The organism is Dictyoglomus sp. DH (assembly GCF_055181375.1).
On record NZ_CM143706.1, the window covers coordinates 440210 to 457695 of the forward strand.

Annotated in this window: 18 protein-coding genes and 1 CRISPR repeat array; of the genes, 12 read left to right on the top strand and 6 right to left on the bottom strand. The window is 33.2% G+C overall.

Features of this window, described 5'->3' with window-relative positions:
- Positions 1-27 precede the first annotated feature (27 nt).
- Positions 28-2124: a CRISPR direct-repeat array (repeat unit 30 nt; unit sequence ATTTCAATCCCTCATAGGTACGCTACAAAC).
- Positions 2125-2543: 419 nt separating this feature from the next.
- The 5 genes from ACY3JJ_RS02040 to ACY3JJ_RS02060 are packed head-to-tail and all read right to left on the bottom strand — an operon-like array spanning position 2544 to position 3776.
- Positions 2544-2693, bottom strand: coding sequence for a YvrJ family protein (locus ACY3JJ_RS02040; protein ID WP_463092137.1), 150 nt, complete (start codon positions 2691-2693; stop codon positions 2544-2546).
- Between the two features lie 3 nt (positions 2694-2696).
- A complete protein-coding gene (locus tag ACY3JJ_RS02045; RefSeq protein WP_463092138.1) occupies positions 2697-3032 on the bottom strand; it encodes a YcbK family protein in 336 nt (111 codons plus the stop codon).
- Complete coding sequence (locus ACY3JJ_RS02050) at positions 3025-3255, bottom strand: hypothetical protein (RefSeq protein ID WP_463083140.1); 231 nt, start codon at positions 3253-3255, stop codon at positions 3025-3027. Before ACY3JJ_RS02050 ends, ACY3JJ_RS02045 begins: the two co-directional genes overlap by 8 nt.
- Positions 3256-3305: 50 nt before the next feature.
- Positions 3306-3536: a DUF2922 domain-containing protein gene (locus ACY3JJ_RS02055; protein ID WP_463092139.1), complete on the bottom strand. Its 231-nt coding sequence runs from the start codon at positions 3534-3536 to the stop codon at positions 3306-3308.
- Positions 3537-3554: 18 nt separating this feature from the next.
- Entirely contained in the window at positions 3555-3776 is a 222-nt protein-coding gene (locus tag ACY3JJ_RS02060; RefSeq protein ID WP_463092140.1) for a DUF1659 domain-containing protein, read from the bottom strand.
- Positions 3777-3881: 105 nt separating this feature from the next.
- Here ACY3JJ_RS02060 and ACY3JJ_RS02065 point away from each other — a divergent pair, with 105 nt between their 5' ends.
- The 7 genes from ACY3JJ_RS02065 (at position 3882) to pstB (ending at position 11188) form a co-directional block, all read left to right on the top strand.
- Complete coding sequence (locus ACY3JJ_RS02065) at positions 3882-4997, top strand: DUF4139 domain-containing protein (protein ID WP_463092141.1); 1116 nt, start codon at positions 3882-3884, stop codon at positions 4995-4997.
- Positions 4998-5023: 26 nt separating this feature from the next.
- Positions 5024-5797, top strand: coding sequence for a 4Fe-4S binding protein (locus ACY3JJ_RS02070; RefSeq protein ID WP_463092142.1), 774 nt, complete (start codon positions 5024-5026; stop codon positions 5795-5797).
- Positions 5798-5813: 16 nt separating this feature from the next.
- Entirely contained in the window at positions 5814-7361 is a 1548-nt protein-coding gene (locus ACY3JJ_RS02075; protein ID WP_463092143.1) for an MBL fold metallo-hydrolase RNA specificity domain-containing protein, read from the top strand.
- Positions 7358-8605: a M28 family metallopeptidase gene (locus ACY3JJ_RS02080; RefSeq protein ID WP_463092144.1), complete on the top strand. Its 1248-nt coding sequence runs from the start codon at positions 7358-7360 to the stop codon at positions 8603-8605. The genes ACY3JJ_RS02075 and ACY3JJ_RS02080 overlap by 4 nt, the downstream gene beginning before the upstream one ends.
- A gap of 68 nt (positions 8606-8673) precedes the next feature.
- Entirely contained in the window at positions 8674-9582 is a 909-nt protein-coding gene (pstC, locus tag ACY3JJ_RS02085) for a phosphate ABC transporter permease subunit PstC (protein WP_463092145.1), read from the top strand.
- A complete protein-coding gene (pstA, locus tag ACY3JJ_RS02090) occupies positions 9579-10415 on the top strand; it encodes a phosphate ABC transporter permease PstA (protein ID WP_463092146.1) in 837 nt (278 codons plus the stop codon). The genes pstC and pstA overlap by 4 nt, the downstream gene beginning before the upstream one ends.
- Before the next feature lie 14 nt (positions 10416-10429).
- Positions 10430-11188 carry a phosphate ABC transporter ATP-binding protein PstB gene (gene pstB, locus ACY3JJ_RS02095; protein ID WP_463092147.1) on the top strand — a complete coding sequence of 253 codons (759 nt, stop codon included), beginning with the start codon at positions 10430-10432 and terminating at the stop codon, positions 11186-11188.
- 1 nt (position 11189) lies between these two features.
- On the opposite strand, the gene phoU is transcribed toward pstB, so the two are convergent.
- Positions 11190-11846 carry a phosphate signaling complex protein PhoU gene (gene phoU / locus ACY3JJ_RS02100; protein WP_463092148.1) on the bottom strand — a complete coding sequence of 219 codons (657 nt, stop codon included), beginning with the start codon at positions 11844-11846 and terminating at the stop codon, positions 11190-11192.
- 147 nt (positions 11847-11993) lie between these two features.
- Between phoU and ACY3JJ_RS02105 the strand changes: the two genes are divergently transcribed.
- From ACY3JJ_RS02105 to ACY3JJ_RS02125, 5 genes are all read left to right on the top strand, one after another.
- Positions 11994-12701: an SDR family NAD(P)-dependent oxidoreductase gene (locus tag ACY3JJ_RS02105; protein WP_463092149.1), complete on the top strand. Its 708-nt coding sequence runs from the start codon at positions 11994-11996 to the stop codon at positions 12699-12701.
- A gap of 42 nt (positions 12702-12743) precedes the next feature.
- The gene (locus tag ACY3JJ_RS02110; RefSeq protein WP_463092150.1) at positions 12744-13736 is read left to right on the top strand and encodes a hypothetical protein; all 993 of its coding nucleotides are present in this window, start codon (positions 12744-12746) and stop codon (positions 13734-13736) included.
- A gap of 15 nt (positions 13737-13751) precedes the next feature.
- The gene (locus ACY3JJ_RS02115; RefSeq protein ID WP_463092151.1) at positions 13752-14513 is read left to right on the top strand and encodes a hypothetical protein; all 762 of its coding nucleotides are present in this window, start codon (positions 13752-13754) and stop codon (positions 14511-14513) included.
- Between the two features lie 169 nt (positions 14514-14682).
- Complete coding sequence (locus ACY3JJ_RS02120) at positions 14683-16572, top strand: ABC transporter substrate-binding protein (protein ID WP_463092152.1); 1890 nt, start codon at positions 14683-14685, stop codon at positions 16570-16572.
- Between the two features lie 156 nt (positions 16573-16728).
- Positions 16729-17478: a class I SAM-dependent methyltransferase gene (locus ACY3JJ_RS02125; RefSeq protein WP_463092153.1), complete on the top strand. Its 750-nt coding sequence runs from the start codon at positions 16729-16731 to the stop codon at positions 17476-17478.
- Positions 17479-17486: the final 8 nt, after the last annotated feature.

The window sequence follows — 17486 nt, forward strand, 5'->3', positions numbered from 1 at the left end:
TTTAATACTACTTTTATAATCTTTATTGTTTCAATCCCTCATAGGTACGCTACAAACTACTTGTACACATTTGTACCACTCTCTACATTCTATAGTTTCAATCCCTCATAGGTACGCTACAAACTTGCCAGTGCGCTAACGCGCGCACTGGCGAAAGAAAGGTTTCAATCCCTCATAGGTACGCTACAAACGTTTGCCATCTCATTATTCCACCTCCTTAGTTTCCTGTTTCAATCCCTCATAGGTACGCTACAAACTAGAACTTGTAAAAGAAGGAAAAACTTTTGAAGAAGGTTTCAATCCCTCATAGGTACGCTACAAACTATTCCCTGTTCTAAGTCGTAGAGAATGTCTACCTGGTTTCAATCCCTCATAGGTACGCTACAAACAAATATTTATACTTCTAAAAGAAAAAGCGCAAAAGAGTTTCAATCCCTCATAGGTACGCTACAAACGGGGGAATGTGGGTAGAACGGAGCCCACAAAAGAGCTTGGTTTCAATCCCTCATAGGTACGCTACAAACGAGACTTTATACAAAATACATATACATATATAGAAAGTTTCAATCCCTCATAGGTACGCTACAAACTCTGGGATTTCTACTACTATCACGCCGCGAGAGGGGGTTTCAATCCCTCATAGGTACGCTACAAACTTTTCTCATTTTTTTTTGCACCTCCTTTTTGTTTTCGTTTCAATCCCTCATAGGTACGCTACAAACGATAGAAGCGAGGAACAGGGAGTTGATGACGTATTATCGTTTCAATCCCTCATAGGTACGCTACAAACAAGGCTCGGGAAGAGGCTACCCGAGCTCGCGCAAGACCGTTTCAATCCCTCATAGGTACGCTACAAACCTGCGCTTTTTATATATACCCCCAAAAAATCGCCAGAATTTCAATCCCTCATAGGTACGCTACAAACTTCTTTTTTGTCTTTCCTCTCTCAGGAGAGGTCTATAATTTCAATCCCTCATAGGTACGCTACAAACTTTCCCTCTACCCTCCTTTCCTTTCCCTTTGCCCATAATTTCAATCCCTCATAGGTACGCTACAAACCATTCTTTCTGGAATACAGGAGATGGATGGTATAAAGATTTCAATCCCTCATAGGTACGCTACAAACATATACCAAACTGAAAGACCTACATTAGCACAATTCAATTTCAATCCCTCATAGGTACGCTACAAACTAGTGGGGTTTGTGTTGTAGAAGGGTAGGCATCCAGATTTCAATCCCTCATAGGTACGCTACAAACAAGAAAGGAGGGTGGAAAAATGATCTGGTTATGCAAATTTCAATCCCTCATAGGTACGCTACAAACTCGTATTTCTTTAGGCACTCAGTACTGCAAAATCTTGATTTCAATCCCTCATAGGTACGCTACAAACGATAAATTATTTTGGAATTGTATTTGCAAAAGATTTATTTCAATCCCTCATAGGTACGCTACAAACCCTTCAAACTACTATTTCGTGCCCGAAAAGGGCACGAATTTCAATCCCTCATAGGTACGCTACAAACCAGTCTTGCGCGAGCTCGGATAGCCTTCCCGAGCCCTATTTCAATCCCTCATAGGTACGCTACAAACCTGCTGCGCTTGCACATATACCCCCCAAAAATCGCCATTTCAATCCCTCATAGGTACGCTACAAACGATCCTTTTACCCCTCAAACTCTACGCCTTCTTAAAAATTTCAATCCCTCATAGGTACGCTACAAACGATACAGGAAAACATCGTGCATGTGTGCGCGCTTTGATTTCAATCCCTCATAGGTACGCTACAAACAAGTTTAAAAAAACTTTAAAAAATGAGCTCGAAACAAATTTCAATCCCTCATAGGTACGCTACAAACCAGATGTAGCTCCTGAAACCTCCACATACTTCACCAATTTCAATCCCTCATAGGTACGCTACAAACGAAGAGCTTTAAAATCTTGATAGCTCTTCCACAATCATTTCAATCCCTCATAGGTACGCTACAAACCGCTTCTGTTACAACTGAAGCTACATCTTTAGGCGCTAATTTCAATCCCTCATAGGTACGCTACAAACTTGTGTGCCAGCTCCTCGTTAGGCTCGAGGAAGGGAATTTCAATCCCTCATAGGTACGCTACAAACCCGTGGAAAGGGCCAAAAAAGATCTCTCTAAAAATCACTACCCTTATAGGTACGCTACAATTTTGTTTGTAGTATAGCATGAGAAAAATTAGATGTAAATAGGTTTTGATGTGAAAATTTATATTTCTGTCGATCCCCTAGGGTTTTGGGGTTATCGGGGGCAGACTGTAAAAATAGTTTTTAAGAATAAGCTAAAATATTTTCTAATAGAGTAAAGAACTATTTATGAAAAATTTTTAGGTTAAAAATCATTAAGAAGTTAGTAAATATCAATTCTAGCAATAAAAGTGTGTTGCTCTTAATTGTTACATTTTTTGTCGATCTTAAAGAGTTTTTGAGAAATCTTATTTTTCTTTAAGTTTATATGTAACAAAAAATCAGCCTGAGATATTTAATTAATCCCAGGCTGATTTTTTGTTTTAATTTTTAGATAAGCTAAATATTGCTTGAGATAGTTCATTGATAGCTTTTGTTAGGTTTTCAAGTCTTGTCTCTATTCTTAATAAAAGTATTAAAGACACAACTATAGGAAATCCAAGATTGCTTATTAATTGATATATATCTTCCAAGGCTTACACCTCCATATGGATATATTTCTTTTTTTCGTCAAGTTTAACGAAGGAGAATTTTAATTTTTTTGCTATGTTATATACTTCTTGAAGGTCTATGGCTGTGATATCACAAGCAAGTCCTTTCATATGTTTGGAATTTGGTACTCCTCCTACTTCTTTATTGTGCTTTTCACAACGATATCCACTTGTAATTTTTATTTTCCCTTTTATCATGGCATATAATTTTTCCATTTCATCAAGAAGAGATGAATGTATCATTACCCTTTTACAACATGGGCATTGGAAATCTTTAAGATAAAAGTTTTTAGATATTTTAATATCATTTATTTCAGGCATTTTTGTCCTCCTTATGTTCAAGTCCTATTATTACTTTTGAAATAATCAATGGGATTAGATGTTTTTCAAAAAATATGGGTAAACATTCTGGACATACAGGATTTTCATCTATGAAAAATACAAAATTTTTCTTTTGGCCACATATTTTGCATGTATAGCTTGGAAAGGTTTGATATAAGAAGCTAAATTTAAATTGTACTCTTTTTACTAAGTTTTCAAACATATTTAAATCTCCTTTCTTTTGGGTGGAGGTATTACCTCCACCCTTTAATTTTAGTCGTAGTAATCACTAATATTTGTTTCTATTATTCTTGCGTCAACTTTTTCTAACAGATCCCCTGTTCTTCCCTGGAATATATTTTGGTTTATTATGGTATCCATAGCACTTAAAATTTGGTTTTCTGTTAAATCATCCTTGGGATCAGAGATTCTTATGGTAAAATTGCTTCCTCCACTGTCTCTAAATATCATTCTCACATATTTTCTTGTGGAATAAGTGGCCATCTTTATACCTCCTTATTTTTAGATTTCAGATAACTCTTCATCATTGGTTCTTACAACTTTAACTACTGGAAATTTTTGAAGGGCTCCCAAAGCTTGAGCTACTGTATATACTGCCTCATCTGATACATCTGCTTTTACATTGTTGAAGCTTCTGTTTCTTAATACTGGATTTCCCTGCTGGATTCCTACTTGTACTCGGATAATAAGACGTGAATTATAAGCCAAACTCTGTACTGCCATCTTTTTCACCTCCCTTCTTTTGGCTTTCTATTAAATAAGTCATGAAGGTGGGTGACATAAAATGTGATATAATTTAGAAAAATTCTTTATAGGGGGTAAATAATAATGATAAAAACATCTATGTTTTTAATTATTTTTATGCTTTTTATTCTCTCCTTTTCCTTTTCTCAGAATTTAATTATTTATCAGAAAAATTTTGCTGTAGTATCTCTTGAAAAAGAGGTAAAACTAACAAAAGGAGTCAATTTTATAGCCTTAGATGAAGTTCCTCAGAGCGTAGGTGCGGGGAACTTTTTTATATATTCAAGTAAGGGAAATAGAATTTTAGAGGTATTGTATCCTCCATCTGGTATTTTTATCTATTCTTCTGAAGATATGATTGATACTTTAAAGATTGTTTATATTCTTCCAAATATTAATTGGAATGCTGTTCATTCCTTTTTTATTGATAAAGATAAATTAAGATTTTCTTCTGATATTTATCTACAAAATAAATCTGATATGAGTTTTCAAAAAATAAAGCTTTCTGTTTTGGCAGGGGAAATAAATATAGAGAGAGGACCTCAGGAAATGCTACAGGAAAAAGGTTTAAGCGTTCTTGCTATGCGGGTTCCCTCTGAGACAGAGTTAAAAGAAGTAGAAGGTTATAAATTATTTGATCTTTCAGGTGAATATAGTTTAGCTAAAGGAGGTACGAAAATTATCCCTATTATAGATGCAGAGATAAATAATGCTATTAAGAGATATGTTTTTCAAAATGGAAAAGTTTATATTTTATGGAATATAGAGAATAAAAAAGAGAATGGGCTTGGGATTCCTATACCTATGGGAAGTCTTAAAATTTTTGAAATGGTAGGAAATAAGGTAATCTTTTTAGGGGAAAGCAGTATACCCAATATAGCAGTTGGAGAAAAAATAGAAGTAATACAAGGAATTGATTTTGATATAAAAGGAGAGAGAAAGGTTTTGGAGAGTAAGCAGAGAGTTGAAGGAAAATATGAGATAAAAGAATCGAAGGTTTCAGTAGAGATAAGAAATAGTAAAAAGGAGGATGTGACTGTAGAGGTAAAGGAATATATTTATGAAGATAGTGTGGAGATTGTTTCTTCTAATTTCTCTTATGAGAAGATAGATAAAAATACTTTTGTATTTTATGTAAAGGTGAAGGGAGAGAGTTCTGCCACATTGATTTATAATTATACTTCAAAAAGGCTTAGATAATGACTTTTTGTAGTATAATTTATCTCATGAAGAAAAAGAGTATATCTAAAAAACGGAGTCTTTGGCAGATAATAAGTCTTCTTATTGTGAATTCCTATTTTTTAGCTCCTTGGGGTAAGCATATACCTGTGCCAGTTTTTAATTGTTATTCTTGTCCATTAGCAAGTTTTGCTTGTCCTATTGGTACTCTTCAGCATTTTATAGTGCTTCATCAATTTCCCTTTTTTACTCTTGGTATTCTTTTTCTCTCGGGTTTGCTTCTTGGGAGATATTTTTGTGGCTGGCTTTGTCCCTTTGGTTTTATTCAAGACCTTCTTTATAAAATTCCAGTGAGAAAGATAAGGATAGAAAATAGATTTGCTACTTTTATAAGATGGAGTATTCTTATTATTCTTGTAATTTTGATCCCCTATTTTACTCTTGAACCATGGTTTTGTAAGCTTTGTCCTGCAGGCACCTTGGAGGCAGGAATACCTCAAGTCTTAATACATCCACCTCTTAGAAATCTTATTGGTTTTTTGTTTGCTATTAAGATTCTATTTCTTATCTTATTTATTGTTTCTTCCATGTTTATATCTCGTCTTTTTTGTAGATTTATATGTCCTCTTGGTACTATCCTTTCTGTTTTCAATAAAATTTCCTTTTATCATTTAGAAGTAAAGCCCACCTGTCCTTCTTGTAGTTTATGTAAGACGAAATGTCCTGTAAATATAGAAGTTAATGAAGATCCTAATTCTCCTCATTGTATCAGATGTCATGAATGTTTCATTTGTGGACAGGTAGAATGGAAAATTAAATAGTAAAGAGGGTGATACTTTGAGAATAACTTTTTTAGGGGCTGCAGGCGAGGTTACAGGCTCTTGCTTTCTCTTGGAGAATAATAAGAAATATATTGTAGATTGTGGTATATTTCAGGGAAAATCTGAAAATGAAAATGCAGTACCTTTTACTTTTGATCCTAAGGAGATTTCTGGAGTGATTCTTACTCATGCCCATTTGGATCATTCGGGAAGGATACCTAAGCTTGTAAAGGAAGGATTCAAGGGTAAAATATATGCTACTTATCCTACTATAGAACTTTGTGAAATTCTATGGCTGGATACTGTAAAACTTATGAAAGAGGAAGTGGAAAGAATAAATAGGAAAAATCTTAGATCTGGTAAGCCTCCTATAGAGCCTCTTTATACGGAAAAGGAAGTAGAAATGGCTATGAAACTTTTTGAACCAGTCCCTTATGATGAAATGTTAGATCTTAATGATATAAAGGTTAGGTTTAGGGATTCTGCCCATATTCTTGGCGCATCCTCCTTAGAGGTATGGGGAGATAATACTAAGATAGTTTTTTCTGGAGATATAGGGCCACAAAACAATGTAATGGAAGGAACTCCCCCTATTATTGAGGGAGCAGATTATGTAGTAATTGAATCTACCTATGGTGATAGACTCCATAAGTCTTTGGAAGATACGAGAAAAGAATTTGAATCAGTTATCTTAGATGCTTTAAATAGTGGAGGTAAGGTACTTATACCTTCCTTTGTGGTAGATAGGGCTCAAAGGGTAATATATGAAATTATGCTTTTATCCTATAAATACCCAATCTTAACAAAAATTCCTATATTTTTTGATAGTCCTATGGGAAAAAAGGTAACAGAAGTTTATGAAAGGCATAGTAATCTTCTTTCGGGAGAAATTCAGAAATATTTTCTTGAAGGAATAAGCCCTTTTCAATTAAAAAATTTAAAATTTTTGTCTACCCCTGAGGAATCAAAAAGTATAAATGATCTTGATATAGGAGTTGTTATTGCAGGAAGTGGAATGTGTACGGGAGGAAGAATTCTTCACCATTTGAAACATAATTTGTGGAAAGAAAATACCCATTTGATTTTTGTAGGTTATCAGGCAGAGGGGACATTGGGAAGAAGGATTGTAGATGGCGAGAGGAAGGTACATGTGATGGGAGAGGAAATAACAGTTAGGGCTAAAATTCATACCATAAATGGATTTTCTGCTCATGCAGATCAAAAGGATCTTTTAACTTGGACAGATAATTTTCAAGGTGATCCTACTTTTATCATAGTTCATGGAGAGCCTAAGGCTTCTCAAACCCTTGGACAGTTATTACAACTTAGAGGAAGAAAGACTATTATTCCCACCTATGCCCAAACCTTAGATTTAGAAAAGAAAGAAATTATAACTCCAAGGGTTACTCCTAAAATTGATGTGTATTCTTTGATCTCTGATTTAGAGAATTACATTGAAAAATTTAAGTCTCAGACAATTCCTCAGGATATGGATACCTATTCTCTTTTAAATTCTGCTTTGATACTTCTTAAAGAGATAGATAAAAGGAGTACAAACGCATGAGAATTATAATCTTGATTTTATCCTTTTTTCTTCTTTTTATTTCCTCTTTATCTTCTTATGTTAAGGGAGATTATGCACTAAATGTGATTTATGAACTTTCTGATAAAAAATATATGGGTAGACAAGCAGGTACATTAGAAAATAGGGAGGCTATTAATTTTTTGTCTTCGGAATTAGATAAGATAAATGTTAGTAATTATTTTTTGCAAGATTTTCCTGTGGAAGTTTATGAGCTAAGGGATATGCCCGAATTTGCTATAAAGTATAATCAGCAGTTAAAGAAATTTAAATATAGGGAAGATTTTAGAGATAGATTTTCGGGAAGCTGGAAAGTAGAAGCTCCTATTGAAGGGGATGTTAAAAATATTAAAGATAGTTTTTGGCTTACAGATTATAGGAATGGAGTTACGAAATCTCAGGTTGTTGCCTCTATTTATGGTGCAAAGGGAGTAATATTGGGTATACCAAAGGATATGACGGAATTGATTTTTGAAAAATCTTTGTTCTTTCAAAATAGTAATCTACCTGTAATCTATATTTCTTCTCAAATATTTCAGAATATAAAGGATCTTTTAGATAAGAAACAAAAAGTAATAGGTTATTATAGGATTGAATATGATAAAAGATTAGAGAAAGCCTATAATCTTATTTTTTATGTACCATCAAAGATAAAAAGTGATAAAGTTTTATTAATTTCTGCCCATGTAGATCATGTGGGAAAAGAGCCTGATAACACCTTTTTTCCAGGTGCCAATGATAATGCCTCAGGCGTTGGGGTTTTAATGGAGATAGCAAAATTAATATTGGAAAAAGGTAATGATTATCCTTTTAATATATTATTCTTAGTGACAAATGCAGAGGAGAAGGGACTTTTAGGAGCAAAATACTTTGTGGAAAATTCTCCTATTCCTCTTGAAAATATATTTTTAAATGTAAATTTAGACTGTGTAGGAAGGGGAAAATTCTTAATAGTAGGTTATAATACGTATGCTGAGAAATATATTAAAAAATTGAGTGTACCTGCAAATTTTGTAAAGGATTATTATCTATCCGATTCAGATCAATATATATTTCATCTTCTTGAGATTCCTGTTCTCTTTTTTATCAGAACTGATTCAGGAGGATACATTCCTGATCTTCATCAAAAGTCTGATACGAGAGAGAAGATTTCAAGAGAAAATTTGGTGGAGACAATGGATTTGTTTTTTAACATATTAGATGATATTACTTTAAAATTTTTTTAATTTACTTTACGATTGATTTTTCTAAAATTAAAATAAGGGTAGTTTAGTTTTTATGGGTGAAGAAATATATGAGTAAAAGTATAGGAGATAAAATTTTTAAAGGTCTTGCCATTTTTGCAAGTCTTCTACTTGTTATTCTTGTTATATCCCTCTTTATATCATTAGTTATTTATTCTATCCCCAGTATAAAGAAGTTTGGATTTAATTTTGTAATAGATAAGATATGGGACCCTGTGGCAGATAAGTATGGTGCTTTACCTGCTATATATGGTACATTGATCACATCTTTTCTTGCTCTTCTTATTGCCTTTCCTATAAGTATTGGAATTGCCATATTTATTTCGGAGCTTGCTCCTATCTTTTTAAAACGTATTTTTTCTTTTATTATTGAGCTTTTAGGGGCAATACCAAGCTTAATTTATGGTATGTGGGGACTTTTTGTTTTAGCTCCCTTACTTCAACTTAAGATAGGTCCTTTTATTCAAAGAATCCTTGGATTTTTACCATTCTTCCAAGGATATCCTATGGGAGTAGGTTATCTTACTGCTGGAGTTGTTCTTTCTATTATGATTATTCCAACCATATCTTCTTTATCTCGTGAGATATTAATGGCAGTTCCTATGGATCAGAGAGAGGCAGGATATGCTCTTGGTATGACTAAATGGGAGGTTATATCAAAGGTAGTTTTGGGTAATGCAAAGTCAGGAATTTTTGCAGCAGGAATTTTAGGACTTGGTAGGGCTCTTGGTGAGGCTGTAGCTGTAACTATGGTGATTGGAAATTTTCATGATATATCTGTATCCCTCTTCTCTCCTGGAGTTACTATAACCAGTGTAATTATAAATCAGTTTGCAGAGGCAACAGGTGAGTTAAAGCTTTCTGTACTTATGGAGCTCGCTTTAATTTTATTCTTAATCACTTTTCTAATAATGGGATTTGCTCGATACTACATATTGAAGAGGATTGTTAAAGAATGAGTTATAGAACAAGAAAAATAATAAATAGAATAATGTTGACCATAAGTGTGATAACCTTCCTTATTGGATCTTCATTTCTTTTTTGGATTTTAGGGGATGTATTTATAAAGGGTATTAGATATATAAATTTCAGTCTTTTTTTAGAGCTTCCCAAGCCTCCAGGTGTTCCGGGTGGTGGAGTTGCAAATGCTATTGTAGGTACATTAATTCTTACTTTAGTGGCATCTTTAATTGGAGTACCTATAGGTATGATGATTGCTATTGCTATTACTGAATATCATTTAGGGAAACTTGCATGGTGGTCAAAATTTTTAACAGAGGTACTTACTAGTTTTCCAACTTTAATAATCGGTGTCTTTGTCTATACTATAATAGTTATCCCTATGAGGACTTTTTCAGCTATTGCTGGAAGTATAGCTTTATCTATAATAATGCTTCCTGTTATAGCTAAGTCTACAGAAGAATCTTTAAAAATGGTGCCTATCTCTGTAAGAGAAGCAGCTTATGCCTTAGGAGTGCCAAAGTGGAAAACAATTTTGAGAGTGGTTATTCCTTCTGCATCCAGTGGTATAGTAACAGGAATAATGATCGCAGTAGCAAGAGTTATGGGAGAAACTGCACCTTTGCTTTTTACTTCATTTAATAATGTATATTGGAGCCTTAGCTTGACTAAGCCTATAGGAAGCCTTACTGTAACCATCTTTAATTATGCCACATCTCCATATGATGATTGGAGAAATAAAGCTTTTGCATCAGCTCTTGTTCTTGTTACTATTATTTTGATTTTAAATATAATTGCCCGAATATATGCGAGTAAAAAAGGAAAACATTAAGGGAGGAATGTAAATTGGATAAGATAAGGGTCGAAAATTTAAATGCATGGTTTGGGTCTATGCATGTCCTTAAAAATATTAATCTTTCTATTAAAGAGAAATATATTTCAGCTATTATTGGACCATCAGGTTGTGGAAAGACCACTCTTCTTAGATGTTTTAATAGATTGCATGAATTGTCTCCTGGTGCAAGAGTTGAAGGTAACATCTTTTTGGGTAATTTAAATATATATGGTAAGGATGTGGATCCTGTTATTGTAAGAAGAAGAATTGGGATGGTATTTCAAAGACCAAATCTTTTTTCTAATATGACCATTTATGATAATGTAATTGCAGGATATATCTTGAACAATAAAAGACTTTCAAAATCAGAAAAGGATGAAATTGTGGAAAGAAGTTTAAGACTTGCTGGAATTTGGGAAGAGGTTAAGAATAGATTAAGGGAGTATCCTTCTAGCCTATCAGGCGGGCAACAACAAAGAGTTTGTATAGCAAGAGCCTTAGCTGTGCAACCCGAGGTATTACTTATGGATGAGCCTACATCAGCTTTAGACCCCATATCTACATATAGAATAGAAGAGACCATAAGAGAATTAAAAAAGGAAGTCACAATAATAATTGTTACTCACAATATGCAGCAAGCAGCAAGAGTTTCAGATGAAACGGTGTTCATGTATCTTGGAGAAGTTATTGAGACAGGACCTACTGCTGAAATTTTTACAAATCCAAAGAAAAAGCTTACTGAAGAGTATATTACAGGAAAGTTTGGATAATTTATTCGTGAAGCTCTTTTAATTCTCCTGTTTCCATGTAATATATTCTTTCTGCTATATTGGTTATATGGTCTGCTATTCTTTCTAAGAATCTTGCAATCATAAGATATTTTACTTGCTGGGGAGCAGTCTCAGGTGCATGTTCGATCTCTTCTATAACCTCATCATATATTCGGTAATATGTTCTATCAATAGCGTCATCTTGATCTACCACACTTAGTATGAAGTTAATATCTCTGTTAACGAAGGCATCCAGTGAATCACAGAGCATTTTTTCAACTAGTTCAAACATGTTTATTAAATTTTTGTTTAGTGGTAATGGGGGTAGTTTGATTAGTTCAATAGTGAATTTGGCTATATCTACACAATAATCTCCCATTCTTTCTATATCACTTATAATTTTCATTGCAGCAGCAATTACTCTAAGATCATGAGCCATAGGTTGCTGAAGAGCAAGAAGCTTGAGACAGTTGTTCTCTATACTCCAATTGTATTTGTCTACAATATCATCCATATCAATGACTTGTTTTGCTAAAGCCTCATCTTTATCTATTATGGCTTTTTTACTTTTTTCAAGCATATCCTTTACAGTAGAGCCCATTTCTACAAGTGAGTTTTCTAATTTTTTAAGTTCTTCTAAGAAATTCTGTCTAAGCAAAGCTCCTTATCCTCCTTAGAACCCATTTTGAATTTTAGTAATTATACCAATAAGATTTTATTTTTTCAATTGTAAAAGAAATTATAAGGAAATGTGTTATAATGATGTTAGAATATAAGTTAGAGAATGATTGGAGGTAAATATATAATGGGTAGAGTACTTGAGGGGAAAAGGGTATTGATAACAGGAGCTTCCAGAGGTGTTGGTTATGAGATTGTAAAGTTATTTTTAGAAGAAGGGGCAAGTATAATTGGTATTTCGAGGGATGAGAAGAGATTAAGAGAAGCAGAGTCAGAATTTAAGAAATTGGGGGATTTTGAAGGTCTTGTATTAGATATATCCCAAATGGGTTTTGAAGAAAAGGTGGTAGAGTTTGTCAAAAATAAATGGAATGCTTTGGATATTCTTATTAATAATGCTGGGGTAATGTTAGCTTATGGAGGATTTTTAGAAGAAGATAAGGATATATTGGAAAAAACTTTTCAGGTGAATCTTTATGCTCCGTATTATCTTATAAGGGCTATGGTACCTTTTCTTCTTAAAGGTAATGAGCCAAGAATAGTGAATGTTAGCTCTGGAGCAGGTACTTTTTCAGCTTTAAGAGAGATGTATGATATTGAAAGCTATAGATTAAGTAAATTTGCACTAAATGGTCTTACCATGCTTCTTGCTAACGAATTGAAAGGAAAGGTTGCTGTCAATGCTTTAGATCCTGGATGGGTAAAGACGGATATGGGTGGGCCTAATGCCCCTGGAAGCCCAAAAGAATCTGCAAAGGGAGCTTTGGCTCTTGTTACTATGCCTTTTGAAGTAACAGGAAAATTTTTCAAAGATGGTAAGGAAATTCCCTTTTAGTATGTAGATATTTATTGAATAAGGGGAAGGGGATGTATTAAGGTGAAGTTTCCTATTGGGAAAGAGATTTATATTAAGACCCCTGCATCTCTGATAAATATTAAAGAACTTATTTCATGGTTTAGATTGGAAAAATTTAATGGTGTGCTTTGGGGGGAAAGCTCTAATTTTATAACAGAGATATTAATTTATAATGGTGTTGTACCTAAATCATACACTATTAGAGAAACAGAGATTTTGGCAGAAGATAATGCTTCTATTGAGATATTTGTAAATGATTTTATTGCAAGATCCAATTTAATATCTCTTTATTCTCTTGAAAAAGAGATAGTTTTGTCTATTTTAATAAGTTATTTTTCTACTCCTAAAATTTTTCAGGAAGAAACCTATCTCTTTGTGGCCGATAAATTAGTGGAGGAAGCTAAAAAAGAAAACACCATATCTCATATATTGCTTGAAAGTCCTTCTGATAAGATTCATTTTTTATTTAGTAAAGGTAAATTTTTAGGATGTTATCAAGAAAGGGATGGGATTTTAAAAGATGAACTTTCTATTTCTGAGTTTTTTGAGAATAAAGAAAATCTTCTTAGTTTCTATCAAGTAAGAGAAGAGGAATTTGAAAGATTAAATATTCCTTCTTTGAAGTTTAGCTTTATAGAAGAAGATATAACTTCTTGGACAAAAAAGTTATTGGAATATGTTAATTACGTGATTAATTACTACACTGAATTTGGAATGTATATTAAAAATATGGAAAGTTTATTAAAAAATTTAAAGATATTAGAGAAATCATTAATATGTTCAAATAACAATTTTACAGTTAAAAATGAAATTATGGAAAGTTATGATGAGGTAGAGAAGGAGGTTGTTGAACTTATAGCAAGAATAAATAGAGAGCTTGCTGGTATATGGGGTGAGAAATTCGTTAAGCAAAAATATATGCAAGCTTATAAGAAGTTTTTGGAGGAAAATCAGAATGATAAGGTAATAATTGAGCTTCTTGATCGATTGAATCCAGAGAATATTGAATTCTGAAAGGGGGAAGGGATTTTGAATACGACATATAAAAGGCTTAGTATTTTATTTATTATTCTCTTTTTACTTCCATTTTTAGTATTTTTAGGTGTAAGTTTCTTGTTGGTGGAACAAAGATTCTATCCAATTCTTTATCAGTTTTCCATTACTCTCTCTTTGGGAATTGCCCTTTATTACTTTCTTAAAGTGGACCGTAGATGGAAAGGTTGGATTGGCTGGTTTTTCTTGGTTTTGAGCTTAATCTTTCTCTTCGTAGGTGATACAATTTGGAATTTTTATGCCATATTTTTGAATCAAGAGGCTCCTTTTCCTGGTATATCTGATATTTTTTATGCTCTTTTTTATCTTCTTGCTTTCATATTTCTTTCCTATTTTATAAGGCTTTTGAGGATTGAGTTAAATCCTTCTGAAAAGTTTATGATTATAATAATATCATTGGTATTTTTAGGCCTTCTTATTCAGCAAGTTGTACTTCCGATTTTAGTTTCTAACACTCATTGGCTTGAGAAGACCTTAAATGTTTTTTATCTTCTTGGTGATTTTATTTTACTGGTTTTAGCTTTTGTGCTTATGATTCAATTTTGGGGTGGTAAAGTAGCGAAGAGTTATGCTTACTTTATTCTTGGTATATCTGCATGTACAATTGCTGATATTGTTTTTTCATATATATTTGGGAATTATGGTATATCTAATTGGGTAGATATTTTTTATCTTTTATCCTTTCTTTTACTTTCCTTTTCTGTAATTATTGAGAGTATGTTGTATATAAATAAGTAAAGTATTTTTTGATTAAAAATTTTATTGTATTTTTTTGATTTTAGGTATATAATATTCTACAAACGATTGCGTATAAGTTTTTAAAGGGAGGTGGAAAAAGAAGAAAAAGGTTTTTTCTCTATGTATCAAAACGTTTCTCAAAAAATTAAGTTAGGGGGTTAGTGATTTTATGAAGAAGTTAGTTTTCTTGAGTTTAGTGTTGTTAATGGTATTCACATTATCTCAAACAGCCTTTTCACAATTAGGACCAAATGTACCAAGAAATGAAACTATAGTAGCTAATATATTAAGTGGAAGAATTGGATCACCAGACAACTTTAATGTATGGCCAGCCACATGGAGATCACCCGATAGAGGAATACAACAATTAATGCTTGAACCAATATGGATAGTAGATCCAGCAACTGGAAAGGTTATAAATGCTCTTGCAAAAGAAAAGCCAATATATAACAGTGATTTTACAAAGATGGTAGTAAAATTAAGAGAGGGATGCTACTGGAGTGATGGAGTAGAATTCACAGCTGATGACTTGGTTTATACTGTAGAACTTATTATGAAATATCAGGAATTAGGATACAATGCTACTTTTACTGAATATGTAAAAAGAGTATACAAAACAGACAAATATACTGTAGTATTTGAATTGAAGAAGCCCAATGCCAGATTCCATGCCTATTTCTTAGATAGATGGGGAGCTTGTAGGCCATTACCAAAACATGTATTTGAGAAAGTAAAAGATCCTATATCCTTTGATTTCAAACCACCAATAAGTTCTGGACCATATGTATTACATAGCTATGATCCAGGTGGATACTGGGTACTCTGGCAGAGAAGAGAAGACTGGCAAAGGACACCAACAGGAAAACTCTTTGGAATGCCACAACCTAAATATGTACTCTTCTATTACTATGGACCAACAGAAAAACAAGTACTTGCAATGAATAACCATCAATTAGACATGGCAGATCTAACTATGGAAGGATTGAGATCAGTATTATCAACAAATAAATATGCAAGGGCATATAGAAAAGAATTCCCATACATAGTGAACGTAGACCCATGTGTAAGTGGAGTAATATTTAACAATGCAAAGGCTCCATGGAATAATAAGGAAGTGAGATGGGCATTAACATTAGCAATAGATATAGTAGAGTATGTAGGACTTGCTTATGATGGAGCAGTAACAGTATCAGCCTTACATATACCTGCAACTCCAGCTTATATGGAATGGTACTTCAAGCCACTTGAACCATGGTTAAAGAATCTAACAATTACAGTAGATGGAAAACCATTTAAAGTATATGATCCAGATGTGCCAATGAGGATAGCAGAATATGCAAAGAAGAGAGGATACAATGTACCAAGTGATCCTAATGAAATTAGAAAGATATTTGGGTTAGGTTGGTATAAGTATGCACCAGATGTGGCGGAGAAGTTACTTATAAAGAATGGATTCAAGAGAGATAAAGATGGAAAATGGTTAACACCAGAAGGTAAACCATGGAAGATCACCATATTAACACCACCCAACCCAGCATCAGTTAACTTCAGGAATGCCTTTGCATTATCTCAAGTGTGGAAGAAGTTTGGAATAGATACTGAGGTATATGCTACAGAAAATGACGGAACATTGATGAACGTAGGTGATTTTGAAGTATCCACATCAGGACAATGGCCAGCAAGAGAGCCATGGGGTGGACATCCAGACTTATACAGAACTCTTGAGCAATTTGATTCAGCATATTACAGACCACTTGGTGAATACTATCCAGGCCATCAATGTAGATGGACTAATCCAAAACTTGACCAAATCATAAAAGAAATGCAAAAAGTAAGTTGGGATTCTCCAAAGAACAAGGCATTAGGAATGGAAGGATTAAAGATAGTAGCTCAAGATATGCCAACAATTCCAACATTCACATATCCAGGAGTAGTAGGGTATGATGAATACTACTGGACCAATTATCCAACAGCAGAAAATCCATATTGTATACCATATCATCATTGGCCTAACTTCAAGTACATGTTACCATTCTTGAAGCCAACAGGAAGGAAGTAAAAAATAAGCCCCCCGAAAGGGGGGCTTTTTATTTTTGCCTCTCTATAAAGAACCTTTTATCTACTATAATCCTATTGATAGTTAATACTCATTATAGATATTTTATTGTATAATTTTTTTAAATCAAAACCTTCCAAAGGAGGTTATTTATTTTTTATGAAGAAAGATTTTAAGCCCAACTGGGAGGAAATTTTTGACCCAGAAGACTACATATATTTTTACGAAGATATGCTTAATGATGAAATGACACAAATAGAGGTAGATTTTATAAGAAGGGAACTTGATTTAAAAGAGCCAAAAAAAATTCTTGATATGGCTTGTGGATATGGAAGGCATGCAAATAGACTTGCATTATTAGGGCATGATGTTACTGGATTGGATATAAATGACAAGTTTTTAGATATGGCAAGGAAGGATGCGGAAAGGTTGGGTGTAAAGGTTAATTATATTTTAAAGGATGTTAGAGATATGGATTATAATGAAGAGTTTGATGTGGTAATATCTATGTTTACTTCCTTTGGATATTATGAAGATGAGGAAAATTTTAAAATTCTTAAAAATACTGCAAGATCCCTTAAAAAAGGTGGAAAATTTTTGCTTGATATAAGTAATAGGGATTTTATTCTTAGGAATTTTTTACCTTATACTGTTATAGAAAAAGATGGGAATTATATGATTGATTTTAATTTTATAGATATTACGGAGAGTAGAATTTATGCAAGGAGAATAATAATGAGAGATGGTAGGATAAAGGAAAAGCCATTTTTTATAAGAGTATATACACCTACAGAGATTAAACTACTTTTAGAGATGGTAGGATTAAAAGTAGTAAAATTCTTGGGGGGATATGATAGTAGTCCTCTTTCTATTTCTTCCCGTAGAATGATTGTTATCTCTGAAAAATAGTTTAGGGG